Source organism: Spiroplasma endosymbiont of Sarcophaga variegata, assembly GCF_965178695.1.
GTDB lineage: Bacteria > Bacillota_I > Bacilli_A > Mycoplasmatales > Mycoplasmataceae > Spiroplasma > Spiroplasma poulsonii.
The window spans coordinates 107,623-134,052 of the sequence record NZ_CBCXVU010000001.1; the positions used below are offsets into that span (position 1 = coordinate 107,623).

35 protein-coding genes and 1 pseudogene are annotated in these 26,430 nt (G+C 26.1%); 10 read left to right on the forward strand and 26 right to left on the reverse strand.

Translation table 4 applies throughout. The annotated features are described in order from the left end of the window. Positions 1 to 39: 39 nt before the first annotated feature. Genes ACOBME_RS00655 through ACOBME_RS00670 form a run of 4 tightly spaced genes read right to left on the reverse strand, consistent with a single transcriptional unit; the run spans position 40 to position 3,058 of the window. Positions 40 to 1,002, reverse strand: coding sequence for a transposase (locus ACOBME_RS00655; protein ID WP_419333939.1), 963 nt, complete (start codon positions 1,000 to 1,002; stop codon positions 40 to 42). Positions 1,003 to 1,048: 46 nt separating this feature from the next. Beyond that, positions 1,049 to 1,210, reverse strand: a complete 162-nt coding sequence (locus ACOBME_RS00660; RefSeq protein ID WP_419333940.1) for a hypothetical protein — start codon at positions 1,208 to 1,210, stop codon at positions 1,049 to 1,051. 6 nt (positions 1,211 to 1,216) lie between these two features. Beyond that, entirely contained in the window at positions 1,217 to 2,581 is a 1,365-nt protein-coding gene (locus ACOBME_RS00665) for a hypothetical protein (RefSeq protein WP_419333942.1), read from the reverse strand. Positions 2,582 to 2,596: 15 nt separating this feature from the next. Beyond that, positions 2,597 to 3,058 (reverse strand): hypothetical protein, encoded by a 462-nt coding sequence (locus ACOBME_RS00670; protein ID WP_338963548.1) that lies wholly within the window; start codon positions 3,056 to 3,058, stop codon positions 2,597 to 2,599. A 349-nt stretch (positions 3,059 to 3,407) separates the two neighbouring features. Between ACOBME_RS00670 and ACOBME_RS00675 the strand changes: the two genes are divergently transcribed. Continuing rightward, on the forward strand, positions 3,408 to 3,893 hold the full coding sequence (locus ACOBME_RS00675) for a hypothetical protein (RefSeq protein ID WP_338963546.1): 486 nt from the start codon (positions 3,408 to 3,410) through the stop codon (positions 3,891 to 3,893). Between the two features lie 346 nt (positions 3,894 to 4,239). Beyond that, complete coding sequence (locus tag ACOBME_RS00680) at positions 4,240 to 4,647, forward strand: lipoprotein (protein WP_338963545.1); 408 nt, start codon at positions 4,240 to 4,242, stop codon at positions 4,645 to 4,647. 25 nt (positions 4,648 to 4,672) lie between these two features. On the opposite strand, the gene ACOBME_RS00685 is transcribed toward ACOBME_RS00680, so the two are convergent. From ACOBME_RS00685 to ACOBME_RS00710, 6 genes are all read right to left on the reverse strand, one after another. Next, positions 4,673 to 6,298 carry a hypothetical protein gene (locus tag ACOBME_RS00685; protein WP_419333945.1) on the reverse strand — a complete coding sequence of 542 codons (1,626 nt, stop codon included), beginning with the start codon at positions 6,296 to 6,298 and terminating at the stop codon, positions 4,673 to 4,675. A gap of 42 nt (positions 6,299 to 6,340) precedes the next feature. Further along, positions 6,341 to 7,804 carry a hypothetical protein gene (locus ACOBME_RS00690; protein WP_419333947.1) on the reverse strand — a complete coding sequence of 488 codons (1,464 nt, stop codon included), beginning with the start codon at positions 7,802 to 7,804 and terminating at the stop codon, positions 6,341 to 6,343. Between the two features lie 63 nt (positions 7,805 to 7,867). Then, positions 7,868 to 9,259, reverse strand: coding sequence for a hypothetical protein (locus ACOBME_RS00695; protein ID WP_419333949.1), 1,392 nt, complete (start codon positions 9,257 to 9,259; stop codon positions 7,868 to 7,870). Positions 9,260 to 9,529: 270 nt separating this feature from the next. Beyond that, entirely contained in the window at positions 9,530 to 10,990 is a 1,461-nt protein-coding gene (locus ACOBME_RS00700; RefSeq protein ID WP_338963539.1) for a PBSX family phage terminase large subunit, read from the reverse strand. Next, complete coding sequence (locus tag ACOBME_RS00705) at positions 10,983 to 11,381, reverse strand: hypothetical protein (protein WP_338966539.1); 399 nt, start codon at positions 11,379 to 11,381, stop codon at positions 10,983 to 10,985. The genes ACOBME_RS00700 and ACOBME_RS00705 overlap by 8 nt, the downstream gene beginning before the upstream one ends. Positions 11,382 to 11,624: 243 nt before the next feature. Further along, entirely contained in the window at positions 11,625 to 12,587 is a 963-nt protein-coding gene (locus tag ACOBME_RS00710; protein WP_338963247.1) for an IS1/IS1595 family N-terminal zinc-binding domain-containing protein, read from the reverse strand. Positions 12,588 to 12,852: 265 nt separating this feature from the next. On the opposite strand from ACOBME_RS00710, the gene ACOBME_RS00715 reads away from it, so the two are divergent. After that, on the forward strand, positions 12,853 to 13,836 hold the full coding sequence (locus ACOBME_RS00715; RefSeq protein ID WP_419333951.1) for an IS30 family transposase: 984 nt from the start codon (positions 12,853 to 12,855) through the stop codon (positions 13,834 to 13,836). Positions 13,837 to 13,960: 124 nt separating this feature from the next. On the opposite strand, the gene ACOBME_RS00720 is transcribed toward ACOBME_RS00715, so the two are convergent. The 11 genes from ACOBME_RS00720 to ACOBME_RS00770 all read right to left on the reverse strand — a co-directional run bounded on the left by ACOBME_RS00720 (position 13,961) and on the right by ACOBME_RS00770 (position 17,750). Then, positions 13,961 to 14,242, reverse strand: coding sequence for a recombinase RecT (locus ACOBME_RS00720; protein ID WP_338963533.1), 282 nt, complete (start codon positions 14,240 to 14,242; stop codon positions 13,961 to 13,963). A gap of 1 nt (position 14,243) precedes the next feature. Beyond that, complete coding sequence (locus ACOBME_RS00725; RefSeq protein WP_338963531.1) at positions 14,244 to 14,579, reverse strand: hypothetical protein; 336 nt, start codon at positions 14,577 to 14,579, stop codon at positions 14,244 to 14,246. Positions 14,580 to 14,645: 66 nt separating this feature from the next. Next, positions 14,646 to 15,029, reverse strand: a complete 384-nt coding sequence (locus ACOBME_RS00730; protein ID WP_338963529.1) for a hypothetical protein — start codon at positions 15,027 to 15,029, stop codon at positions 14,646 to 14,648. Next, on the reverse strand, positions 15,029 to 15,406 hold the full coding sequence (locus ACOBME_RS00735; RefSeq protein WP_338963527.1) for a hypothetical protein: 378 nt from the start codon (positions 15,404 to 15,406) through the stop codon (positions 15,029 to 15,031). Before ACOBME_RS00735 ends, ACOBME_RS00730 begins: the two co-directional genes overlap by 1 nt. A gap of 12 nt (positions 15,407 to 15,418) precedes the next feature. Continuing rightward, positions 15,419 to 15,553, reverse strand: a complete 135-nt coding sequence (locus ACOBME_RS00740) for a hypothetical protein (protein ID WP_338963525.1) — start codon at positions 15,551 to 15,553, stop codon at positions 15,419 to 15,421. A gap of 2 nt (positions 15,554 to 15,555) precedes the next feature. Beyond that, entirely contained in the window at positions 15,556 to 15,882 is a 327-nt protein-coding gene (locus ACOBME_RS00745) for a hypothetical protein (protein WP_338963523.1), read from the reverse strand. Beyond that, a complete protein-coding gene (locus ACOBME_RS00750) occupies positions 15,869 to 16,147 on the reverse strand; it encodes a hypothetical protein (protein ID WP_338963521.1) in 279 nt (92 codons plus the stop codon). The genes ACOBME_RS00745 and ACOBME_RS00750 overlap by 14 nt, the downstream gene beginning before the upstream one ends. Further along, complete coding sequence (dcm, locus tag ACOBME_RS00755; protein ID WP_419333956.1) at positions 16,131 to 17,081, reverse strand: DNA (cytosine-5-)-methyltransferase; 951 nt, start codon at positions 17,079 to 17,081, stop codon at positions 16,131 to 16,133. Before dcm ends, ACOBME_RS00750 begins: the two co-directional genes overlap by 17 nt. Before the next feature lie 3 nt (positions 17,082 to 17,084). Next, a complete protein-coding gene (locus tag ACOBME_RS00760; protein ID WP_338963518.1) occupies positions 17,085 to 17,303 on the reverse strand; it encodes a hypothetical protein in 219 nt (72 codons plus the stop codon). 2 nt (positions 17,304 to 17,305) lie between these two features. Further along, the gene (locus ACOBME_RS00765; protein WP_338963515.1) at positions 17,306 to 17,470 is read right to left on the reverse strand and encodes a hypothetical protein; all 165 of its coding nucleotides are present in this window, start codon (positions 17,468 to 17,470) and stop codon (positions 17,306 to 17,308) included. Positions 17,471 to 17,492: 22 nt separating this feature from the next. Next, positions 17,493 to 17,750, reverse strand: coding sequence for a hypothetical protein (locus ACOBME_RS00770; RefSeq protein WP_338963513.1), 258 nt, complete (start codon positions 17,748 to 17,750; stop codon positions 17,493 to 17,495). Positions 17,751 to 18,435: 685 nt separating this feature from the next. Here ACOBME_RS00770 and ACOBME_RS00775 point away from each other — a divergent pair. Together ACOBME_RS00775 and ACOBME_RS00780 are read left to right on the forward strand one after the other, a co-directional pair. After that, positions 18,436 to 18,696 carry a hypothetical protein gene (locus ACOBME_RS00775; protein ID WP_338963511.1) on the forward strand — a complete coding sequence of 87 codons (261 nt, stop codon included), beginning with the start codon at positions 18,436 to 18,438 and terminating at the stop codon, positions 18,694 to 18,696. 96 nt (positions 18,697 to 18,792) lie between these two features. Further along, positions 18,793 to 18,924, forward strand: coding sequence for a hypothetical protein (locus ACOBME_RS00780; RefSeq protein WP_338963509.1), 132 nt, complete (start codon positions 18,793 to 18,795; stop codon positions 18,922 to 18,924). A gap of 30 nt (positions 18,925 to 18,954) precedes the next feature. Here ACOBME_RS00780 and ACOBME_RS00785 read toward each other — a convergent pair whose 3' ends face one another. Beyond that, positions 18,955 to 19,758 (reverse strand): SDR family NAD(P)-dependent oxidoreductase, encoded by an 804-nt coding sequence (locus ACOBME_RS00785; RefSeq protein ID WP_338963507.1) that lies wholly within the window; start codon positions 19,756 to 19,758, stop codon positions 18,955 to 18,957. Further along, entirely contained in the window at positions 19,751 to 20,452 is a 702-nt protein-coding gene (pgsA, locus tag ACOBME_RS00790; RefSeq protein WP_338963504.1) for a CDP-diacylglycerol--glycerol-3-phosphate 3-phosphatidyltransferase, read from the reverse strand. The genes ACOBME_RS00785 and pgsA overlap by 8 nt, the downstream gene beginning before the upstream one ends. 105 nt (positions 20,453 to 20,557) lie before the next feature. On the opposite strand from pgsA, the gene ACOBME_RS00795 reads away from it, so the two are divergent. Together ACOBME_RS00795 and recA are read left to right on the forward strand one after the other, a co-directional pair. Beyond that, complete coding sequence (locus ACOBME_RS00795; RefSeq protein WP_419333959.1) at positions 20,558 to 21,031, forward strand: CinA family protein; 474 nt, start codon at positions 20,558 to 20,560, stop codon at positions 21,029 to 21,031. Between the two features lie 53 nt (positions 21,032 to 21,084). Continuing rightward, positions 21,085 to 22,121 (forward strand): annotated as a pseudogene (gene recA, locus ACOBME_RS00800) (recombinase RecA). Positions 22,122 to 22,260: 139 nt separating this feature from the next. Here the strand turns inward: recA and ACOBME_RS00805 are convergent. Then, positions 22,261 to 23,223 carry an IS1/IS1595 family N-terminal zinc-binding domain-containing protein gene (locus ACOBME_RS00805; protein ID WP_338963247.1) on the reverse strand — a complete coding sequence of 321 codons (963 nt, stop codon included), beginning with the start codon at positions 23,221 to 23,223 and terminating at the stop codon, positions 22,261 to 22,263. 143 nt (positions 23,224 to 23,366) lie between these two features. On the opposite strand from ACOBME_RS00805, the gene ACOBME_RS00810 reads away from it, so the two are divergent. Together ACOBME_RS00810 and ACOBME_RS00815 are read left to right on the forward strand one after the other, a co-directional pair. Beyond that, complete coding sequence (locus tag ACOBME_RS00810) at positions 23,367 to 23,492, forward strand: hypothetical protein (RefSeq protein WP_338963497.1); 126 nt, start codon at positions 23,367 to 23,369, stop codon at positions 23,490 to 23,492. 18 nt (positions 23,493 to 23,510) lie between these two features. Then, positions 23,511 to 24,314 carry a hypothetical protein gene (locus ACOBME_RS00815; protein WP_338963495.1) on the forward strand — a complete coding sequence of 268 codons (804 nt, stop codon included), beginning with the start codon at positions 23,511 to 23,513 and terminating at the stop codon, positions 24,312 to 24,314. A 149-nt stretch (positions 24,315 to 24,463) separates the two neighbouring features. Here ACOBME_RS00815 and ACOBME_RS00820 read toward each other — a convergent pair whose 3' ends face one another. Together ACOBME_RS00820 and ACOBME_RS00825 are read right to left on the reverse strand one after the other, a co-directional pair. Next, positions 24,464 to 24,643, reverse strand: coding sequence for an NAD(P)-dependent oxidoreductase (locus ACOBME_RS00820; RefSeq protein WP_338963492.1), 180 nt, complete (start codon positions 24,641 to 24,643; stop codon positions 24,464 to 24,466). Between the two features lie 18 nt (positions 24,644 to 24,661). Next, complete coding sequence (locus ACOBME_RS00825; protein ID WP_419333961.1) at positions 24,662 to 25,063, reverse strand: Rossmann-fold NAD(P)-binding domain-containing protein; 402 nt, start codon at positions 25,061 to 25,063, stop codon at positions 24,662 to 24,664. Between the two features lie 162 nt (positions 25,064 to 25,225). On the opposite strand from ACOBME_RS00825, the gene ACOBME_RS00830 reads away from it, so the two are divergent. Further along, positions 25,226 to 26,365: an NADH-dependent flavin oxidoreductase gene (locus ACOBME_RS00830; protein ID WP_419333963.1), complete on the forward strand. Its 1,140-nt coding sequence runs from the start codon at positions 25,226 to 25,228 to the stop codon at positions 26,363 to 26,365. The last annotated feature ends 65 nt before the right edge of the window (positions 26,366 to 26,430 follow it).

The following is a 26,430-nucleotide window of genomic DNA, read 5'->3' on the forward strand; positions in this document are numbered from 1 at the left end:
ACTAATTTTGTGTAAGATTATGATTTTGCTTTAAATTTTTTAAACGTTAAAATATAATACCGTTGATTGTTGGTTTGGTGTTAAACCTTTGTGTTGGTATTTTCATTTTCAGAGCTTTAAATAATTTTGAACATTAGTGAAACCCAAACCATGATAATGAATTAAGGCTTCTTTAAGACTGGATTGTAATTTACTAATCTTATTTAACTTTTGATAACTAGTATCAGGGTTTGTACTAGTTTTGGTGGAATATAGAGTAGAATTTGTTTGTTTTGCTACTAATAAATATAGTGGTTGCATATCAGAAATAATTATTGATTTTTCTTTAATTAGTTGCTTATTCATATTTTCAATAATCCATTGTTTTTGTAATCTTTTGGTATTGGTGGATTGAACAAAAATATTATTATTGCTATCAACTGCCATTTGAATACAGCATTTGGTATCAGTTGAAAATGGATCGAGATGAGTTTTTCGTTTATCAAATTTATCTTTAAAATTGCCTTTATGAATTTCTTTAATAAATGTTTCATCCATTTGGATTTGACCATTTAATTTTTTAAATTTTAACTGTGTATTTTCTAATTGTTTTGATTGCATTAATTTTTGTCGATTATATCAAGCGGTTTTTGGGGTTGTTTTAATAAAACGAGAAATTATTTTACTAGATTGTCCTAACAATGAAATTTGAATTAATAAATTTCACTGTTCATAATTTAAATGACTTCAATAAGTAAAATGATGACGAAATGCATCAAAACTAGCACGACATTTTTTACATAAATATTTTTGTTTTCCTTCGGAATTATGACCATTTTTAACACAATGAAAAGATTTGCAATTAGGACATATAATGCCTTTATCTCTAAATTTTTGATCAATTTCATTTAAACGTTTTTGTTTTTTAATTAAGTCTGCTTGTTGTTTTATTTTTTCATAAAATTCTAAAAATTGATCATCTGTTAAGCTATTTATTAATTCTGTAATTATTTTTTTCATCATTTATTTACCTCTATATATTAAAAATATACCTAATTTTAGGTATATTTTATAAATATCAAGAGTTTTCGACAAAATTAAAGATTGGTTTTAATATTTTATTTTGAACTTGATTAACTCTATTAATTAAATTTACAAATTTACTTATTAAAGGTTTATTTTCTAAATTAGATACTAATAAAGTTAAAACGCGTAATATTAGTAAATTCATTGTTTATTAAGAATTTTTAATTACAACATCAATGGGGTTTGTTTGACCAGTAGCATTGTTTTTACCTTCAATTTGAACTTCAACAGTTTTGTCATTTTTAATATTAATTTGTCAATCTTCACCCTTAGCTTCAATAAAGTAATCATAATCATTTTCTGTTAAAAAATTATTTACCGCTTTTACTGATTTTAAAACAACATCTTTAAATTGTGGTTTTAATTGTTCTGCTGTTGTTTGAGTTGGATCGTCAACATGAATAGTTGGTTTATCTAATTTATTAATCCCACTAATATCAATTTTATTTGATGATGGAATTACATAATCAACAGGAACTCTAAATGTTTTATTAAGATTACTTTTAGCAGTATTAATTTCATCTTGGGTTGGCGCTTTTTCTAAAATAATTTTACATGTTTTTGGATATAAAATTGTTGGTGTTGCATATTGTACTTTACCAATTCATTTAGGGTTAGCAGTATCATTATCTAAAACTTGTTGAATAGTATCCATATTAATTGGATAAGCTCATACTTGTTTATTAATAATTAAACCATTTACATTAGTAAAATTATAACCTTTATCACGGTTAACTTGTCCTTTTGTATATGTTTTTTCTAAATGAAAACTTTTAGATACAGGAATACCCATTGCGGTATTTTCATATAATTCACCATTAACCATTGCTTTTAATTGGGCTTGTGAACCAATTACTTTTAAATACGCAGGTGTTAATCCTAAATAGGCTCTACGACCTAAAACCATAAACATTTTATCAGTTGGCAATCCAAAATATAAATTACTAATTTGATTTGTTAATTCAATCAAAGTTTCATTTAATGTAAAGAATGCCTTATTTGCATCATCAGCATTTTCTGCTGTATAACTACGAAATGGAATTACTTCATATTGACCATCTGCTAAACAATAATCATAAATAGCCTGAATTAATTCACATTCTAAATTAACAAATTTATTTTGTACAACACTAGAAATAGCATCAGCAATAACACCATTTTTAATATTTTGTTCTATTAATGCTAAGTCAAAAGCCTCATTCATTAATTTTAAATTAAATCTCTTATCAATCGGAACTGGAATTCTTGTTAATCCCATTGTTTGAGTTGCCCCACCATTTGGTAATGAATAATCATCTTGTCATACCACACGATGAGTTAAATTATATAGTGCTTGTCCTGCATTAGGTAATCAAGCAACTTGTTCTGCGGTTGCAGTAGCATACTGCATAATACTTGCATATTCATTATATAAAGGTCCACGCAATAAAGCATTAACCATATCAACATAGGCTTTTTGACCTGTTGTGTTACCTTGTAATGTAAAAGGTACTTGTGGCAAATTAATTGTTGCCATAATTTCACTCCCTTATTATCTAAGGTTTTTAAGTGTATAATCAGTTAATTTTTTAATTTCTTCAGGAGTATATGCTCCTTTTTCTTTAATAGTTTCAATTTCATCATTTTTATTTTCAACCGATTTTTCAATCATTTCTTTAATTAAATTAGTTGGTGAAACTGATGGTTGTTCTTCAACAAACAAATCAGGTTTTAATTCTTTTAAAGTTTGCATTTTTTCAATTAAAGAATTACCACTAACTTTATCTAAATTAGTTTTAATATCTTCAATTTTAGTAGGTGGAATATCTTTAAAAGCTTTTAATTCATCTAATTCATTAGCAACTTTTAAATACTCTTCTTTTGAAATAGTATCTTTTCGTTTTTGTATTCCCTCAATAATTTGTTTTGTTTCATTATGAAATTCATTTAAAATATTATCAGCTATTTCTTCACTTAAACCTTGTTCGATTAATTGTTCTTTTGTAAGTGCCATTTTATAAACTCCTCTTTTTTTATTCTTGTTCGAATAACAAGTCAGCATAAGTCTTTTTAAGGCGGAAAGCATAAACCGTAAATTACTTTTTTGTTAAAAGGATAAACCGTTATAAGTATTTTACACTATTATTTTATTAATACAATACTTTTTATAAATAAAAAAAATCACTAAACTTAACTTATTTTATTGCTAATTTATCCCTTAAAACGCGTAATAAGAGATATTTTCTAAGATAAAATTTTTAAAATAATTCCTAATTTTGCTTGCTTATATATATATATATATATATAATTCGGGTAAATCTTGATAAAAAGTTTCAAGATTAAGAAAAGGAGAAATACAAGTAATGAAAAAATTACTAAGTTTATTAAGTGTATTAACAATTAGCGGAACAGCTGTCCCAACAACAATTGCCGCTAGTCCTTATCAAGATCAAGAAAAATTATTAAAACGTAATAAAAGATGGGGCGAAGTTCAATGAATTCAAATTGCACAACAATGACGCAATGCTGAACTAGAATATCAAAGAGCTGGGGAAGAATTTCAAAGAACACAAAATCATACAGCCTTTAGTAAAGCTCAACAACATTTTTTACAAGCTCAACAATCATTTAATAATTCAAAAAATGAATGACAACAAGGATTAAAACAGTGAGCAAATGAAATTACACAAGAACGCAATCAACAATGATGAAATAATATTAAATCAGAACAAGCAACTCAATCGGAAATACAGTGAGTTACTAATAAAACGGTGGCTTTAGCATTAAAATTAGGTACAAATAATGTAAATAAAAATAAAATAGTTGAAATTTATTCGAAAAAAAAATAACTGTAATTCTGAAGTATCAAAAGCAGCTATAAATGGTGCTGTTGGTGGAGCAGTTGGAGGTGCGATTACATCATCTCCTTCAGACGTAACTGCTGAAGAAGCTTCAGCAGTTGCAAGGGCTCTTGCAGGAAGTGTTATTCCAGGTATTGGTACTATAGTTGGAGAGGTATAGTTGGATTTTTTGGGACTATTTTTGGTGGAGCTGCTTCTGGGGCAGCAGTAGGTGCAATTAGTGGTGCTGCCGGTGCTGCAGCAGTAGAATGTTAAAATTAAAAAGTAATTAAATGGAAATAAAACTTATTTCCATTTTTAATTAAATTACCAAAAAATAGAAAGGTACATAAAAATGAAAAAAATATTAAGTATTTTAGGAACAATAACTTTAATTGGAACAAGCACAACAAGTTTAGTTGCTTGTAATACACCACAAGAATATACAACCAAAGAATTAGCAAAATTAAAAGAAAAGAATAAAATAAATACTGCTAATCAAGAAATCAGAGACAACTTAGAATGAATAGCAAAACAGGAAAAACCATTTAGTGAGGTAGTAGATAATAAATGGTACTACATAATATATAAAGATAATTCTAATAATATAAAATTATCAAAAAGATTAAATAATAATCGATATACTAATATTGCTTTACCCTGGTCTCCATTATGAATAAAAGTTTATCGTTGAAATTTAGATACACAAGAACCTGATTTAATTATTGATGATAAAGGTAATTTAAAAGTTAAAGGTGAATAAAAAAAGAGATTTAATATCTCTTTTTTTATCTTGGTGTAATTGTAATTTTAACTGGGTTATCACTATTATTTATCATACCTAATAAACCCAAAGAATTTAAGTCTATTGTTATATTTTTGTCATTACCAAAATAAGGTCAATATCCAGCACCACCTAAAAATCTTAATTCTGGTTTTAATTTTTTTGAAAATCTAATTTTTAATTTTAAATCATTAGTATAATATCCTTGTAAATATGTTTCTTTAACTTTATCACCATCAGTGCTATATAACTTAGAAATTTGCAATAGAAATTGAAAAACCCCACTATTTTTTTCAGTCCAATAAACACTGTGATAATTATTAGTTCCTAAATCATCAGCGATACCTGTGTTAAAAATTTGAGGTTCATTAGTAATATTTTTTGTATATAAAGTTATTATATTATCAAAATTAATAATAGTATTTTGAGATAATCCCTCTTTTTTTAAAACAGCATTTGATAATAGTCCTAGACTATTATTGCAATTATTTTCACCTGCAGACAAATTAACATCTCTATCATAAATAAATCGCTTTATATCAGGTTTAAAACATCTAACTTGTAAATTATTAAGATTACTTATTTCTATTGTTTTATAAGAACTAATAAATTTATCAATACTTTGAATTGTTGGATCAATTTGTCTTAAATCAATTTCAGTTTCATAATAAGCATCATATAAATTATCTAAAAATAAATTACCACTATTAATACAATGTGGATTTACAATAATTTTTGTTTTTAATGCTTGTCCTGTTTTAGCATCTCAAATATCTTTTGTATAAGGTTGATAGTTATATGGTACTGGTGGGAGAACATATTCAGGGTAATTAAACGTTGGTATTTCATAGTTATGTGGTAATAAGAAACTAGTTTTATAATTAGTTGTCATATCGCGTAAATAATTATTTAAAGTACTTTTTGTTTTACCTCTGAAACTCCATACTGATAAGCGTAAATAATCTTCTTCATTATTAGTATATGGGTTATCAGCATAAAAGATAATTTCAAAATTACCTTTATATAATGCTTGGATTGAAAACATATCAATTATATAACTACAATTTGTTCCATCAGGTGTTTGTAAGAATTCGCAATCACTATCTTTTTCACTATCACTAACTGGTGTTTGAGCATCTACTGCTCTTACTAATTCATTAATTAAATATATGCGATTAGTTTTAGGATTTAATTGTTTTAAATTATAAGTTGAATAAGTTATTCGTTCTGTTGGTTTACCATCTTTTTTTAAAACATTACCTTGTATTTTATCAGTTAATAAAGTTGTAAACCCTAAACTAGTAGCATTTGCTCCAAAAATAGCACCGACTTTATCATTCCCTTGTTCTCTAAATATTTCAAATGGTAAATAACCTTTGCCTTTTGATTTTTCAGACCAAAAGGCATCATTATAGAAACTATAAATATTAGCACTCATAAAGCCATTAAGTCATTGAAAATTAGGTCAAGTTTTTTCATCTTGGTTAATTACTCATCCTCAGGGAATACCAAATGAAATAAAATTTAAGAATTTACCAACTCCGCCTGGGATAGTAAAAGGATTAAATACTAACTTTTGTGTATAGTTTAAAGGTAATACGGTAATTTGACGATTAATAAAATTATTCATATTTAAAATATCTCAAACATTACATATACCCATTTTATTATATTAAATTTGAACTTGTCCAACTGTATTACCAAATTCATCTTTTCTTCTAAAATATGATGATGATTGGGTACTAATTATATTATTAACATCTTCATTATTTACTTTTATTTTATCTGGTGGAGTAATCATTCAATTTTTAGACCAATAAAATTTAGAGTCATTATCTTCTTTATGAATAGTTGTCCCAACCGTAGGATTAGTTGCTGTTGAACTTGCTTTATCAGTTATAACAATACCTTCACTATTTTTTTGATTTCAAAAGTCGTATCTACTTTCCATATCTTTTTTTCAATCTTCATAACCATTTATCATTGTTGGTTGAATACCTTGAATGTTATATCAACTTACTTCGGGTGATGCATAAGTATTTATTTTATCAGGTGGTGCAGGAAACATGTTATACATTAATAAATCACGGGAATTCATTACTTTTTTATTAAATTCACCTTTAATAATTGGTCTACCAATAACAGGCATATCAAAAAATATTGGATTACCATAAAATTTAACTGCCATTGCTCTAACCCCCGGGTCTTTTAATAAAATCTCATCTAATTCAACAATACCTTTATTTAGTTTTTCATCATAAGTTATTTTAGGAAAACAATAACCCTCACCCGGGGCACTTGTTTGTATAAATTGTCGTACTGATAAACCACTATTACTAATTTTGTCATTAATACTTGAAAATGTAATTTCTTGTCATAAAAAACTACCATCATAAGGTGAATAATAATTAATAACATTAGATGGATATAATCATTGTCTATCTTGTGGAGAAGAATTAATATCACCACCACCAATATTTAATCCACGGTCATTAAATACAGTATAAAAATTATAATAATCATTAATATTTAAGTTTTCAGCATCTTCATCTAAAATTAATAAAGTATATTGTCTTTCTGTTGATTGTTGGGTAAATACTTGTTCAAATTTAGCTTCACCAAATTGAATAGAACTTCTATCATCAATCATATAAGCATCTCAATATTTACCAACTTTAACTTCTTTGGTATAAAAATTATCGGCTTTATTATCATTATTAATAAAATAACTTAATTTATATTGATTTGAGTATTCTAACATTTTATTAATATCATAAATATTTTCACCATCAATTAATTTTCAATAAATATTATTATTTTCATCTTTTAATTTTATCGCAAAAGGTGTTTCATTATTTACTCATATAGTTGAGTTAATTGGTTGTTTATTAAAATCATCAATCGTTAAAATATTAATTTCTTCACCTTTATATTTTTGGACTATTTTTAAACTATCTTGTCATTGAGCTATAGTACTTTCCATATTATCAAATATTCTTGAATAACTACCATAATCACTAGGTTTAGCATTATTAGGTTTTCAACCTGTTTCAGTATCAGGTATATATGAGCTATAAACATTAAAAGGAAATACCATTCAATGTCTATTATCTCGGATGTCTTCTCTTATATCCATTAAAGTATCGTGGGCTTGTCTTCTTAATTCTTAGATAACCCCTAAGTTAATTCTACTCATTTTTTAATTCCCCTTAATTTCTGTTCTACCTTGTACTGCATTTTGATTATTACCAGTTTCATCATATTCCATTAATTTATTATTATGTTCTATTTCTTTGGCTTGAATTTTATCTTGTCATGCTTCTACTTTTTCAAAATATTTAGTTGCTTCTAATTCATCAATATTATCATATTCAGTAATTGCTCTTATTGGTTCCAATGTGCCATTATCTAATCTAGCAGTAATTAATTCATTTTGTCGCATTTGGTCAACTAAACTAGCACTAATAAAATCAAAACCATATTCTCGTTCACCAACACCATCTCATAAACCATAATATTTTAAAACAGTATCAAACATTTTAGTATAGTATTGCTTACGATATGCTTGTAAATATGCTTGTTTTTCTAAGTCTTTTGTTTTAGTTAATAATGACTGTGTTTTATTTTGGTCATTATCTGATTTATCACCAAAAGGACTAGAAAAATGACATGCTAAGTATACTTGTTCAATAATAGCTTTTTGGTCTTCGGTATATGTTTCTAAGGTTGGTGTACCTTGTACTACTTGTAAAGATTGGGATAATTGACCATCAACTGCTGATTGACCTGATTGAATAAAAATATCATCAAAAGCATCTTGTAATACTTTTTTATTACCCTTGTTATAAGCAGTCATTAAATCATCATCTAATATTCCATATCAATGCGTACGATTTGCTCATCTTTCTTTTGATTTAATATTAAAACTATCTTCTAAATCAAATTGTAATTTATAACAATTTGCCATTGTAGGTCATGTGTTTAATGTAGTTGATGTTGATAAGAATAATGGATTAGGTTCATTTATCATTTCTCAGAAAGGTACTATACCTAATTTATTTTTAAATTCTTGTACTAAAACAGGTTTAACATTATCTTTAATTTCTGTTTTACTTTGCCCAACAACTACCTCATTATTTTTGGGTCAACCTTTAATAATTATTTTATCTTTGGTACAAATTAAATTTAAAATAAAACCACTATCTGATTGATGATAATTTAATCAAATATCAGCACCTTGTTCAATTTCATTTATTTTACTTACACGAGATGTAAAGTTAAAAGGGTTAATTCATAAATCAATATTTCCATCTGATGTTTCTAATAAACCAAAAATAGTTTTGCCCATTAAACTTGCTGTTAATTCATTTTTATCTAATTTTTCTTTTATTTTATAAGTTTCATATCATCAATTTAATTTTTCTAAAATATCTTTACGATGCGACTTAAATAAAATATCTTTACCATTTATTAATCGCATTTGATGGCGAGCAATAATATTGGCTAAATTAATAGTTCAATCATAATTATAAAATTTTAAAACACTATTAATATCATTTAAGTTTGGTAAACTAGGAAAAGTATTATTCATTGTTATTTTGCTCCTTTAATTTTAAAATAAGTGCATAATTAATAATATTTACTGTTAATAAACTAGGTTCATTTGCTAAAACTTGTACACATACTTTAACTTTTTGATATTTCTTAATATATTCGTTATATAAATTTAATTTACATATTGCGATATTATCTTTTTTTAATTCTTAACAAAGTCTTTTTTTAACTTGTCCACAAACAGACATATATGGTCTTTTTGCATTAATTACACGCTCATCATGTATTACATAAATATCTTTTTTCATTAAGTTATTCACTCCCTTTGTTGTCATAATTTATAATCTGCTGAACTATTATGTTTAACCATATTAACTAATTCAAAGTGTAAAGCATAAAAATCACTATCAAATGTATCATCATATAAATCTAACATTCTCTCTTCTCTGGCATCTGGTTTATCTTCTCATTGAATTAATTCATATTGGGTTTTACTTACAGGACATTTTTCTCATAATCATTTTAATTGATTAGTATTTATTAACATTGTAAATGCTTCAATACGATGTCTTATTTTAAATTTCTGCTTTTGTGCTGGTTTAAAATTCATGTATTGACCAAAAGTATAATTATATTTCTCTCGGTTTAAACTTTCTAATGTTGCATAAGCACTATCATCAACATTAATTGATATTCCTTGTTGTATTAAATTAAAGTATTGGTTTAATTGATTGTTGTAAAACTCTAAAATATCTTTAACCTGTTCTAATGGTCCTTTAAATTGTTGCGTAGCATTTGAGTGTGCATATTCTGCTACTTTATAGGCTTTTTTATCAAATGAATTATATATTCAAAAACTCGCTGCTGTTGTATGCCCTTTGGGGCTAGTAGAGTTTGCTAAGTCAACACCACCTAATAATTTAGTTGGTTGAATAATATCTGTTGCTTGCATAATATCAATATATCTTGCAAAAATTGAACCACTAGTATTACCAGGCAATCCTCAACTCCATACTCTTGCTCTTTCAATATCTAATTGTTCTAATCTTAATTGTTCATTAACTTTATTTTGTGGTAATTCATAATTAAGTCTTCAACTAGAATAATGAATAATAATTTTCATATTTCATTTTTCGATATAATTAATTTGTTCATATTTACTACGCATTATTTCTTCATTAAAAGGCATTAATTCATTACAATAACCAACAATATATCTTTTTAAGCTTTCGGGGTTACATGTATTAATTGTTATTTTATTTTGATAACCACGAATAGCAAATTCTAAATCACTTAAATCTTTTTGTTGAAATTGATCACATTCTTCTATTCAATCAATAACTAATTTATATTTATTTAAATCAGCAAAAGCTTTTAATTTTTCTTTTCGACTTGGTGAATGTAAACCTTTACAATATATTTTGCTACCATTTGATAAAGTAAAAGTAAAATTTGATAAATTAATAGTATAAGGAATATTATTTTCATCTAACATATTTCATATATTTTGAAATACACTATCTTTTAAATCTTTACTCCAATACATACTAGCAATGATACAAATTGGTTCTTTAATCAATAAACTAATTTTTAATAATTCACCAAAAATTTTAATATTTGAAATAGTCTTACCACTATATCGTGTTCCAATTTGATTAATTTCATTAACTAACTCATATTTCTTAGCAAAGGGATATTTATTACCAATACTACTATTTTGTAATAATCAATAAGGAGTTTCTAACAAATAAGTAAAATGATTAAGCATTATTATCACTTTCTTTTTTAATATCTCTAATATCAGTTTGTAAATTAACAATTATTGGTTGCTGATTATTTAAGTTTAATTCTTTTTCAAGTTCTTTTTCTTGCAGTGAATATTTATAATTAAATGCACGCTGTCAATATAATTTAGCACCATCAGGTGTTTTCATCATAAAATTAATTATTTCACTTTCAATTCTATCAACTTGTTTTTCAAGTAAAGGAACTATCTTTTCGCTCTTGTAATTTTCGTGCTTTCATCTGTTAGAAAGATTGAATTCATTGGTTAAATCATTCAAAGTATATGGTTTATTGGGTGATTTATTTTCTCAAAATTGCTCTATTTTACGATAAAAAGTTGCCAAACTTGCTTTATTTGGATTAAATTCTTTCATTTTTTACTCCTTTTTGCATACTAAAATTGCTATTATTTAATGAATATGATTAAATAAAAGAGTAAATAAAAACTATGAAAGAACCATCGCGGTTCTTTTTATTATTTATATTTTACATCAAAATAAAAAAAAGTAAATTACTTCTTTAATTTTGTCGAAAACTCTTGATGAAATAAAAAAAATCATCAATATGACAATTTGAAAACTAATTTTGTGTAAGATTATGATTTTGCTTTAAATTTTTTAAACGTTAAAATATAATACCGTTGATTGTTGGTTTGGTGTTAAACCTTTGTGTTGGTATTTTCATTTTCAGAGCTTTAAATAATTTTGAATATTAGTGAAACCCAAACCATGATAATGAATTAAGGCTTCTTTAAGACTGGATTGTAATTTACTAATCTTATTTAACTTTTGATAACTAGTATCAGGGTTTGTACTAGTTTTGGTGGAATATAGAGTAGAATTTGTTTGTTTTGCTACTAATAAATATAGTGGTTGCATATCAGAAATAATTATTGATTTTTCTTTAATTAGTTGCTTATTCATATTTTCAATAATCCATTGTTTTTGTAATCTTTTGGTATTGGTGGATTGAACAAAAATATTATTATTGCTATCAACTGCCATTTGAATACAGCATTTGGTATCAGTTGAAAATGGATCGAGATGAGTTTTTCGTTTATCAAATTTATCTTTAAAATTGCCTTTATGAATTTCTTTAATAAATGTTTCATCCATTTGGATTTGACCATTTAATTTTTTAAATTTTAACTGTGTATTTTCTAATTGTTTTGATTGCATTAATTTTTGTCGATTATATCAAGCGGTTTTTGGGGTTGTTTTAATAAAACGAGAAATTATTTTACTAGATTGTCCTAACAATGAAATTTGAATTAATAAATTTCACTGTTCATAATTTAAATGACTTCAATAAGTAAAATGATGACGAAATGCATCAAAACTAGCACGACATTTTTTACATAAATATTTTTGTTTTCCTTCGGAATTATGACCATTTTTAACACAATGAAAAGATTTGCAATTAGGACATATAATGCCTTTATCTCTAAATTTTTGATCAATTTCATTTAAACGTTTTTGTTTTTTAATTAAGTCTGCTTGTTGTTTTATTTTTTCATAAAATTCTAAAAATTGATCATCTGTTAAGCTATTTATTAATTCTGTAATTATTTTTTTCATCATTTATTTACCTCTATATATTAAAAATATACCTAATTTTAGGTATATTTTATAAATATCAAGAGTTTTCGACAAAATTAAAGAATTACTTTACTTTTTATTTTAGTATACAAGCATATAGAGATAAATTGGAGCTTGTTACAATATAATTATATAATTAATAATATATTTGTCAATAATTTTAATTTAAAAAAATGTGAAAATTTATCTTTTTTATAAATTTAATGTATAACTATTTTTATAAAAGAATTGGAGGAAATATAGAGTAATGAAAGATTATACACATGTAAAATATGATGAACGAAGATTTTTTAAGGATTTATTTTTATCTGATAGTTGCAAAAAGAAAAATGGCACACTTAATTTATCTGAAATATCAAGACAAACAGGAAGAGATATTAATACTGTTAAAAGAGAAATTAATAGATTTACAAATATAGAAGATTATAATGCCCGTGAGGCACATGATTATTATTATAAAAAACGACAAAAGTGTATTAAAAAAATACCTACATTTACAGAAGAACAACAAGAATTTTTAAATTTACGATTTAATATTTTGGGTGATTCACCAGCAGAAATTATTCAGCGATTTTTAATAAAATTTGGTATCAAATTTCCTGCCTGTCTTAAAACATTTTATAAATGAATTTTTTTAGGTCTTTTGGGTTTGTTAAAGAAAAATTTATTAAATGGTGGTAGAAGAAATAGAACAAAGAAAAGACCTGATAATCGTGGGAAATTAGATGAAAGATTTAAATCAATATGAGATATTGAAAATAAAGAAACAGATGTTGGTTGATTTGAAATGGATACCGTAGTTGGAAAAGAACATCAATCTAGTTGTTTAGTTTTTACAGAGAAATCAAGTAAAAAATACTTTGCTATGAAATTAGAAGAACATACTGCTAATGAAGTTTTAGAAAAACTTAAACATATAGTTAGAATTAATGGTTTAGTTGGAAAAATTAAAGGAATAATAACCGATAGAGGAAAAGAATTTAGTAAGTTTGAAGAAATGGAAAAGATTACTGGTTCTAATGTTTATTTTTGTGACCCTGCTTCGCCTAATCAAAAACCATTAATTGAAAGACTAAACCGTGAATTTAGAAAACGATATGGTAGGGGGACAGATTTTAATCTTGTTACGCAACAAGAAATAGATTTAGTAGTCGATATTATAAATGAAAAATTAAGGCCCGTTCTTAATTGAAGAACTTCAAAAGAAGTATTTTTAGAGAATTTTAGATAAGTTTATTTGAAGTAATTTAATAAATTATTTTTCAGTGTGTTTAAATATGCCAAAAATAGGGTAAATTTAAAAATAATTTATTTTTTTAAAAAAATAGTTGCACTTCTTTTAAAAAGTGTTATTATTAAAATAACAAGAGATAAATTTGGAGCTTAGATTTACATAATACGTTATATGGAACTACATAAGCATAACCAAATTTTTTTTCCATTGGTAAACCTAATAATGTTCCTTGATAACACGCAGTCATAATTGTTTTTGGGTCTGCTTTTTGTAATAATTCATTATTATTTGATATTGCAACTATATTACTTTTAAATCTTCTAATTTCATTTTCATCTGAAAAATTACTTTTTATTCAATCAGTTGCTACATCTGTTCTTAAAAAATCAACAATATTTGCCATATTATTTTTCTCCTTTATTTATTTTAAAATTAATACCTTTAATACCAATTAATTTAGTATCTGTATTTGTATCTCATTGTGCTTTAATTGTGTTTTTAAATAACTTCTCATCAACAATTAAATATTTAATTAATTGCTTTAATTCATATTGATTAGCATTTTCTAAAAAATCATTATCAATTCCAATTACTTCAATATCTTTAACTAATAATTTTTCTTTAATTATATTAATACCAACTTTTTTTAATTGTTTTGGATCAAGTGATTTATCAATTTGTTCAATTTTTTCCATTACACGAACTTGTTCATCTTGAATTTGATCCATATCAAGACCCATATCTTCACTTAAATTATTAGCTTCTTCAATTAATGCTTGTTTTTTTAATTCTTCTTCTTTAAATAATTATTTTTGTTTTTGGATTCGTGCTTGTGTCATATTATTTTTAATTTCAATTTTATGATTTTGTAAATAATTTTCAAATGTAATAATATTAGTACGAATTCGATTTAATTCATCTTTAAAATTTTTAATTAATTGTAGTGGTTCGCGAAATAATATATCAACTTTATCCATCGCTGATGGCATATCTTTTAAATGGATATTTTCATAATTAGTAGCATTTCAAAGATTACGATGTCGCATAATAAAATCTGCAAATTCCTGCCCGTTTTCATCAATTCAATTTTTAATAGGTAACGCTAGCATTGATAAATTTTCAAAATCTGATCCTTTTATTGAAAATTGATATATTACATTTTTAACAGTATTCTTAACAGTATCACTCATTATTCTTCCGCCTCTTTACTTTCTAATTTGTCATAATCGGAATTATTTTTTAAAACATAAGTATATTCATTAATATCTATTCATTCCATACAAGATGGACAATAATTATCATCATATAAAGTTTTACACTCATCGCATTGATATCAACTATCAAAATTTTCTTTATATAATTGTTGTTGATTATATTCTCTACTTTTGCTTGAATAAGTAATTTCTCTATTTGCTGTTAATAGCAAATCAATTTTACGGTCTTTTTCAATAAGTTCACTTTCATATTTATTTATTAAATCTTCTAATGTTCTTAATGATAAAGCACTATTACATAATTTAATTTCTTGTTTTATTTTTATAATTAATTTCTTAACTGTTTCTTCCATTGTTTTTCTCCTTTAATGTTTATATTTATTAACTATATTTTGATAATGTTTTTCACAAGCATATGTTCTTAATATTCTATTATCAAAACCTTTTTTATCAATTGTATATGATACTTTTTCTTTACAATTTGAATGTGGGCATTTCATAATTATTTTTTCTCCTTACTAGTTAATTTCTCATATTTTGAATTATCTTTTAATTTAATTATTTTATCTCAACAATAATCAGCAACATTAAAATCTTCTTTAAATAATTGTTTTGTTTTTAAATTATTAATTTCTTTATCTTTTTCATCAATTTTATCTCTTAAAAAATCAGATGTCATTTGTTCATTTGTAATTGCACTACTAATTTCATTTTCATAAAATATTTTAAATTCTTCAATTAATTCTAAAATTTGATAGGGTGGAACTGGAAATGATGTTTCCGAATAATATATTGTTATTTCATCTATTAATTCTTTAAATGTTTTCATTATCTTCTTCCTTTCTTGATAATTTATCTTCAATATGTAACGCTGCTGTTTTAGCATATTGTGAAACAAAACTATATTTTTTAGTTAGTAATTCAATTTCTTTATCTTTTTCAGCAAGTTCATTTTCATATGCTTGTAAGATATCAATTGTTTCTTCCAATTCTGTATCTGTAATTTCAAAATCTAAATATGTATACTCATTTTCATTAAGAAAATTTAATTTTTCTTCAAATCATTTAATTAATTCTTTAACTGTTTTTGTCATTTTCATTCTCCTTTACTAAATTTAAAAATATATATTTTAATACACTTGGTACTATTGAATTACCTAATTGTTTTTGAATTTGACTTTTGCTATTAACACTTAACATTTTTTCTAAATCATTTAATGTATAACCCATTAATAAAGTCATTTCATCTGTTGTTAAATAACGATATTTATCATTTAATATAACTTTGGTTCTATCTGCTTTTGTAGTTAAAGTAGGATATAATTTTTCATCAGCATTTGGACAATAATCTCAACTATTACGTGTACCATTTAATCGAATAAAACCATTATGGAAAGTTGTTCCTTTTGGAATTTCTTTATTACCTGGAATAGTTCAATTTACAATATCTTTAAATTGATATTCTAATAGTTTTTGAGTTGGTCAAGGGAATTTTCATATTCAATTTTCATTTAATTTACTTATAATAAATATTCTTTTGCGTTTTTGTGGTATTCCATAATCTTTTGCATTTAATATTTTATAATCTGTTTCATATCCAAGATTATTAAGATATTCACAATATTTTTGAATATTCTTAAAGTTTTTTTCACTTAATACATTATCAACATTTTCGTTAATAATTCATTTAGGTTTATAAAATTTAATGATTTTTAATGTATCTCATAATAAACTCGACCTAGTAACACTATCTTTATCCATTCCTTTTAAAAAACCTGCTTTTGATATATCTTGACAAGGTCAACCACCAATAATAATGTCAATTTTTTCCTTTGTAAGATTTGCTACATCAATTTTAGTAATATCATTTAAGTTTGGTGTTTTGTAATCATTATAGATTGCTCGATATGATTGTTCTGCATAATTATCAATTTCACTAAATCATATAGTTTTATGTGGAATATTTGCAAGTTCTAATGCTCTACGAGTAGTGCCAATATCTGCAAATAATTCTATTATTTTAAACATAAATTACTCAATTTTATCAACTTTTTCATTATCTTCATTTCCAATATAATTATTTTTAGGTTTGTCAAAATATAAATGAGTTAAATTATCTATTTCTTCGGGTGTTAATTTTTTATTTTCAACTTCAATTTCATAACGATCCATAATTGTTAAACCATAATCTTTATAACAATCTGGGTAATTATCAAACATTTCATTTAATAAATCTTTTAAATTCATCATTATTATTCAACTCCTTGTCATTTAATATTTTCATTTTCTAAATCAATAATAGTTGTTCTAAAAGAAGAGTTTTCTTCCGCTGTAATTTTTGCTTCTTCTAATGTATAAAAAAATAAAGTATTTGTTGTATATTTAGTATTAATTACTAATAAGTATCTTTTATTCATAATTTATCACCTCGTAATCTGCTTATTCATCTTCTAAATAATCACTAATTAAACCTTTAACTTCATTAATTTGATATCATTTCAAATTCAAGTAAAAATTTGTTGGCAACAAAACATTGCCCACCCATCGCTCTTCATTACCAAATTTAAGATATAAATTTAATTCTAAATTTTCATTATCACTATCAATTTGTGCATAAATAATATCTTTATTACTAATTTTTAATGCTTTATTATTAATTCATTTTTCATTTAAGTAATCACCAATACAATATGACATTTTTAATTCCTCCTAATTCTGTTTACCTAATGCTCAATGTTCATCAGTCATATCTTCAAATGAGACTGCATAACTTTTAAGCATTAATTGATTTAATTTATTAATAGTTTTTTTATTTAACTTTTTCATATAAACCTCCTATAATTTTGGTAATTTTTGGTAAATTAACTAAAATTTTCTACAATTTGTAGGTGTTTGTAGTTGTAAGTACCTCCTCATCAAGTCCCCTCTAGTAGATTAATTAAGAAATACTTGCCCAGTTCTTAAAAGTTAATCAACCCCTACGCACACGATTTTATTTTTATTCTTGTTAATTAAAAGTTATGAATACAGCATTATCTGTTTATCTTAATCAAAATCATTAATTACAAAATCGCAAAAAACAAGTTAACAGTTCTAGTGGTTTCTTTACTGACAAAATGTCATGTTGGGGAACCTTCCACTAAAAATATATAATTGTAAATTAAATAATTGTAGAACCAATATATTTAATTTTTAAAGTTAATTTTTAAATAAAAAAATCAACTCTTTAATAAGAGTTGATTTTTCCTACTTCATCCTTTATTCTAAATTTTATAAAAAATAAGAAAAAGGCAGGGAGAAAACAGAATGAAAAAATGACTATTATTTTTAACAAGCAGTTTATTAGCACCTACAACTACCAGTTGTTTTATCAAAGAAAATATTGTTACAAAAAAATAAGATTGCAATTAACATCCAACCAATTGAAAAATACAATAAAAATTTAGCAAGTGAAGGTGAGGAAATTAAATGATTAATTTCAACAAAATGAATGGATTTAACTGCCCATACTGGCATAAAATCATTAGCTGTCTTTAAATATCTTTACAAAGCTGTTGAATTACCTAATTTATCTGCCGGAATTGGAATGTTTACGCATGCAAAAGGTAAACATAGTTTACAATATATGACCAATAATTGATAAGAAAATTGATTATCAAATTATTTTAATATTATTGAAGAAAGAGAAACAATTGGTTCAGCTACATTATATGCTTGAATTGGGGGAAAAGTTGAAACAATGACAAACAAAAAATTAAAACATTTAATGATGCGAATTCATTTTTATGGTTCTGGAAATTATGCTGCCACTGGTAGTAGACCATGGGGGAGAATATTTTCTGGTGATATCTTAAACATTATATGATGATAAAAAAATAAAAGTTGAAGTTAACTTCAACTTTTATTTTCGGTTTTTTTGATAATTATAAACTGATGTTAAAACACAACTTTGTGGTGCGTATCTGGTTAATGCTTTAACCATCTTATTCACACTTCCTGTGATAATGTAATTTTTTCGTTTTGTTTTTAAACCACGCATTAAACTTTTTCGAGCATATGTTGCTGTTTTCATTACTTTTACTGTTGAATGATATTTTGCCTCTTTTTGATTACTGCTTCGATTTCAAAAATCTGTTTTCAACGGACCTGGACACAAGGTAATTACCCGAACAGGGGATTTTGTTTTCTTTAACTCAGTATTAATTGCAACCCCCAAACTTCAGACATAAGCTTTTGAAGCATAATAACTGGCAAAAACAGGAGCAGGAGTAAAGGCTGCTAAACTACCAATATTTAACACACGACCCTTATTTTGATCAATAAAACGCTGCACAAATAATTTTGTTAAAATATGTAACGCCTTGATGTTTAAATCAACCATATTCATTTCTTGTTCTAGACTTGATTCATTAAAATAACCTCATACCCCATAACCAGCATTATTAATTAACAACGTAACATTTTCTGCTTTTACATCAGCAAACAACTGATAAGGATTATCTAAATTACTTAAATCATAATTTATCATTTTGATTCCTTGGTCGGGGTACTTTTCATACAAAATAGCAAGAGATGTTGTATCACGAGCAACAGCAATAACATTATAACCAAGTTTTAATAACTCTTCACAATAACAATATCCCAAACCTTTACTAGCTCCTGTTACAACCGCTCATTCTGAATTATTTATTATTTTTTTAGCCATTTTGATTTTGGTCACTTTCTAATTTTGGTTTTTTAATCACGGTCATATCAAATAATGCTTTTCGATTTAAGTAAATGTAATTTCCAGCTGCTAATAATGATAAAACTGTTGCTAAATACATTGGAATCATAATAATTTGATTTACTCACCCAAATTCATCTCATTGTCCCGTTTTTAAACTTTGCCCACCAAACATACGAAAACCAATAAAGAATAAGATTATCATTCCAAACATTTCAACTGCTGCTCGAACACGCCCTAATTGATTAGCTGCCATTATTACTTTTTGTGACGCTAAAATTTGACGAACAACATCAATTACAAAGTCACGAGCAATTAAAACCACTGTCATTCAAACAGGAATAATATTTGCACAAGCAAAAACAATTAAAACAGTATTTGTTAATAATTTATCGGCAATTGAATCAAAAAACTTTCCAAAAGTAGTAACTTGATTATAACGACGAGCAATATAACCATCTAATAAATCAGTTAAACTAGCAACAATAAATAATATTCCAGCAATTAAATAACTAATTGGTAACGAATAGGTCACATTAGGTCCATTAATTGTTAACCATTGGTCTCAACCATGATATAGTGATGTTCCTGGAAACGGAACAATTACCATGAGCACAATAATAATTGGTATTAAAAAAATTCGAATTAATGTAATACGATTAGCTCAATTCATTTTAAGTCCTCTTTTCTAACGATATTCTTTCTCTGACAATTTAATATTACTTACATATTATATTATATAAATGTATAATATTAAAGAAAGTTTTTGAGGTAAACAATGAAAATTACACAAAAATTAATTCAATTATTACAACAAAAACAATTAACAATCGCAGCATATGAATCAATAACGGGTGGTCTTTTTAGTCATCTTTTAACAAATATTCCTAATTCTAGTCAAGTTTTCATATGAAGTATTGTTACTTATACCAATGATGTTAAAGTTAACATTGGTCATGTCTCAGCAGCGATTATCACTCAATATGGGGTTGTCTCAAAACAAACCGCAGAAGCAATGGCAATTGCTTGTCAAAACCAATTTAACAGCGATCTTGCTGTTAGTTTTACTGGTAATGCTGGTCCTGGTAAATTAGAAAAATTACCAATTGGAACCATCTTTGCCACAACTGTCTATCAAAATCAACCAACGACAGTTGAATTATCATTAAATCCAACTTGACCACGAGAAAAAATAAAACTTATTGCCGCTGAAACAATTATTAACCATCTTTTACAAATTATTTTAAAATAAAAAAGGAATCATTAATTAAAATAGATAAAACTAAGTAGGAAGGAGCGTTACAAATGGAAGAAGATAATAAAACAAATTCTGATAATGCCAAGACTATTGATCAAGATGAAATCTTACAAAATGTAATGAAAGAAATTGAAAAAGCATATGGTAAAGGTGCCATTATGAAATTGGGAGATAAAAGTAACTTAACCATTGAAGCAATTTCAACAGGTAGTTTATTACTTGATGAAGCAATTGGTGTTGGTGGATATCCAAAAGGACGAATTATTGAGATTTTTGGACCAGAATCATCTGGAAAAACAACATTATCATTACATGCCATTGCTGAAACACAAAAAAAGGGGGGAAGAGGGGCTTTTATTGATGCCGAACATGCTTTAGATCCAAATTATGCAAAAAATTAGGTGTTAACATTGATGAATTAATTATTGCCCAACCTGATTCTGGTGAACAAGCATTAGATATTCTAGAAACCCTTGTTAAATCAAATGCAATTGATTTATTTGTGATTGATTCAGTTGCAGCATTAGTTCCAAAAGTAGAATTAGATGGGGAAATGAGTGATGTTACCATTGGGGCACAAGCTCGTCTAATGAGTAAAGCGTTACGAAAATTAAATGGTGTAATTAATAAAACAAATTCCAGTGTTATTTTTATTAATCAAATTCGTGAAAAGATTGGCGTTTTCTTTGGAAGTCCCGAAACAACAGCCGGTGGTCGTGCCTTACGATTTTATGTTTCCGTTCGCTTAGATGTTCGCCGAACAGAAACGTTAACTACCGCTGGGATCGCCACTGCGAATAAAGTTAAAATTAAAGTTGTAAAAAATAAAGTTTCACAACCCTTTAAAACAGCAATCGTTGATATTAACTATAATGAAGGAATTGATAAATATTATGAATTAATTGATTTAGCAGTGAAATATGATATTTTAGAAAAAACAGGAGTATGATATGCTTATCAAAATAATAAATTAGGACAAGGCCGCGAACAAGTAAAAGAATATCTTAAAATGAATCCACCTGTTTTTGATGAAATTTATCACCAAATTATAAATAATTTTACAATTAAAACTGAACAAAATTAGATAATAACATATTTTTCAAATAAACAATTGTATTTCTAACTTTAATTTTGTCGAAAACTCTTGATGAAATAAAAAAAATCATCAATATGACAATTTGAAAACTAATTTTGTGTAAGATTATGATTTTGCTTTAAATTTTTTAAACGTTAAAATATAATACCGTTGATTGTTGGTTTGGTGTTAAACCTTTGTGTTGGTATTTTCATTTTCAGAGCTTTAAATAATTTTGAATATTAGTGAAACCCAAACCATGATAATGAATTAAGGCTTCTTTAAGACTGGATTGTAATTTACTAATCTTATTTAACTTTTGATAACTAGTATCAGGGTTTGTACTAGTTTTGGTGGAATATAGAGTAGAATTTGTTTGTTTTGCTACTAATAAATATAGTGGTTGCATATCAGAAATAATTATTGATTTTTCTTTAATTAGTTGCTTATTCATATTTTCAATAATCCATTGTTTTTGTAATCTTTTGGTATTGGTGGATTGAACAAAAATATTATTATTGCTATCAACTGCCATTTGAATACAGCATTTGGTATCAGTTGAAAATGGATCGAGATGAGTTTTTCGTTTATCAAATTTATCTTTAAAATTGCCTTTATGAATTTCTTTAATAAATGTTTCATCCATTTGGATTTGACCATTTAATTTTTTAAATTTTAACTGTGTATTTTCTAATTGTTTTGATTGCATTAATTTTTGTCGATTATATCAAGCGGTTTTTGGGGTTGTTTTAATAAAACGAGAAATTATTTTACTAGATTGTCCTAACAATGAAATTTGAATTAATAAATTTCACTGTTCATAATTTAAATGACTTCAATAAGTAAAATGATGACGAAATGCATCAAAACTAGCACGACATTTTTTACATAAATATTTTTGTTTTCCTTCGGAATTATGACCATTTTTAACACAATGAAAAGATTTGCAATTAGGACATATAATGCCTTTATCTCTAAATTTTTGATCAATTTCATTTAAACGTTTTTGTTTTTTAATTAAGTCTGCTTGTTGTTTTATTTTTTCATAAAATTCTAAAAATTGATCATCTGTTAAGCTATTTATTAATTCTGTAATTATTTTTTTCATCATTTATTTACCTCCATATATTAAAAATATACCTAATTTTAGGTATATTTTATAAATATCAAGAGTTTTCGACAAAATTAAAGATTTCTAATAAAAATATTAATAAATTAAGCAGATAAAATTCTGCTGATAGGAGGGCACAAGTAATGAAGAAATTACTAGCTATTTTAGGCCCAGCTATAATTGCTGCATCTGCTGCAAGTGTAGTTAATATTAATCCTTATCAGAACAATGAAGAACTATCTAATAAAATAATAAATGCTGAACAATAAGGAACCCAAAATTTTGCTATGGTATTTGAGACAGGAAAATATAATGATGGTACCGGAAAACCTTTAACACAAACACATGATGAAACAAAAGTTTTAACAGATTTTGTTAACGAAATGCGAAACTTTGTACATAAAAATAATGTTGTATCTTTTGATAAAGTAAATATTGAATCACAATTTTATCAAACAGGTTTTCCTGGTAAAAGAACTGGCGGTGTTGGTAGTGCCCCTTCTCTTATTAAGAAGTTGGCCTTTGCTAAAAACATTGAATTTTTAAGCCAAAAAGTCACAATTGAAAAAATTGATAATTATGGAAATTATAGTTGAGAAGTATTAGTATCAGCTGAAATTGATGGTGAAAAATATTCAAATATAGACTTTAACACATATGAAGTGAAACAATATTTTAATGCTTATCAAATTTTAGGTGGTTTTGAAAATAAAATAATAGTTGACTATAAATCTGATGCAAAAGATATTAATTATTATGATCGAGAATTTAAATCAAATATTACTTTAGAAAACCTAGGATTTTATTGATACGCACATCAAATCTTGGATTCATTCAATAAAACAAACCATAATAAACTTGTTTTAGATTACATTAATAAAGAAACTATTAGCACTATTCCACAAGTTAAAGCAATTGGAGTTCATCAAGCAGAACGTGATGGCGAAGATCATTTTTTCAAACCTGCTAGCGAAGTTAATAGCGGTCATTCTCCAAATGATAAAATATTAGACGAATATTTTTATGTTTTAATAACATCAGATTATTCTCAAGGGATTTATAAATTATTAGTTAAAAATCTGACTTTATAAAGTAATAAGTTAATTTCTACATATTATTTTTATGTGTTGTTTTTAATTTAGTTGAGTTACATAAATTTATTAAAATGATCAGTTAAATAATTTGGTCATAAATTAAAATTAAAAAAACAAACTATTTTAAATAGTTTGTTTTTTTAATTTTAATAATTTTCAACAATCGTAAAACGTTGGTGTAAATATTGTGGTTTAATAATTTCACTTGCTAATGCTTTCGCCCCACTAATATAACTTGCAAAACTATCACCACTAGCATTATATAAAGCATCATCACTAGTTTTAGTTTGATATAACCCTCGTGGTGGAATATCTTCAAAATCCAAGGCTGGTGATAAATATGACTATGTGACACTACTATTTTGCAATAATTTTAATACTTCATAATGACCATAAACAGCAGGTTTTCAAGCTGCTAATTCAGCAGGAAAATCATTCACAGGAATATCAATTAACCTTGTATGCTCATTTGTTCACAATGAACCAGCGCCACCACTTCAAACAATTCGTTGCTGATTTTCACTTGCAATTGTAATCATATTTTTTGCAATTAGAACTAATTCTTCAACACGATGTGCCCCAACAGTTGAAACTAAAACATCTTGGCCATGGGCTTGGGCTTTAAGATTATCAAAATCACTCGCATTTCCGGTGAATTCCGTAATGATAACGTTGTTATTATTAATAAGCTCATTAATAAGTTTTTGACCCAGTTTTCCCTGAGCACCAACTAATAAAATTTTCATAAACTCCTCCCTTAGAAGATATCTTAACATATTTTATTATTATAAAAGGACAAAAGTAACACAAGTAAAACTGGCAAATATTAGAAGCTACTTGTAATAACTTTGTTAAGTTATATGATATTATTATAAATAAAATAATTAACAATTAGGAAGGAAACAACAATGAATCCGAAATTTAAACCTTTATTTGAACCATTTACCTTTCCAAACGGAGTAACCATTAATAACCGCATTGTAATGAGTCCAATGACCACTTTTTCTGGTTTTGAAAACGGCAAATATACCCTTGATGAATTAAATTATTATCAAGCCCGTGCGAAAGATTTAGGAATGGTCATTGCTGGGTGTAGTTATGTTAATCGTAATGGTAAAGCTTTTATTGGTCAACCAGCAATTGATGATGATAAATATATTCCAAATTTAGCAAAATTAGCTAATATTATCCATCAAGAAAATAGTATTGCTATTATGCAAATTCACCACGGTGGGCGCCAATGTCCAGCCGCAACGCTTCTTGAGCAACAACCATTATCTGCTAGTGCGATTAAATCGTTACGACCAACAGCAATTGAACCACGAGCAATGACGAATGAAGAAATTAATACAATTATTGCGGATTTTGGAGCAGCTACGTTACGAGCAATTAAAGCTGGATTTGATGGGGTTGAGATCCATGGTGCTAATACTTATTTGATCCAGCAATTTTTTTCACCCCATTCAAACCAACGAACTGATCAATGAGGTGCTGACTTAACAAAACGAATGGCATTTCCACTAGCAATTGTTGCAAAAGTTAGTGATATTATTAAAACTCATGCAACAAAGCCATTTATTTTAGGTTATCGAATTTCACCAGAAGAAATTGAAGAACCAGGCATCACGTTAGAAGATACTTATCAATTAATGGATCAGTTAATTAAATTCCCTTTAGACTACATTCACATTTCATTATCATATTTATGACGAAAAATTATGCGTAATAAAGAAAATCCTACTCCAACAATCACTAGCATTTTACAGGGTTATCAAGGTAAAATTCCTTTGATTGGAGTTGGAGGTGTTTGTACCCCAGAAGATGCTTTAAAAGGGCTAGAAAGCGGGTTATCATTAGTTGCAATTGGCCGTCAATTAATTATTGAACCCCAATGGCTAACAAAAGTAGCAACAAGTGCCGAACAAACGATTAATACTGTGCTTGACTTAGCAAGCATTAAGGAATTGACCATTCCCCAACCTTTAATTGACCTTTTTGTTGAAGATGGTCAAAATTGAAAAATTAATATGATTAATATACCAAAATAATTCATAAAAAATTAAGAATTATCATTTTTTAAAAAAGTTCTTTAATTTTGTCGAAAACTCTTGAT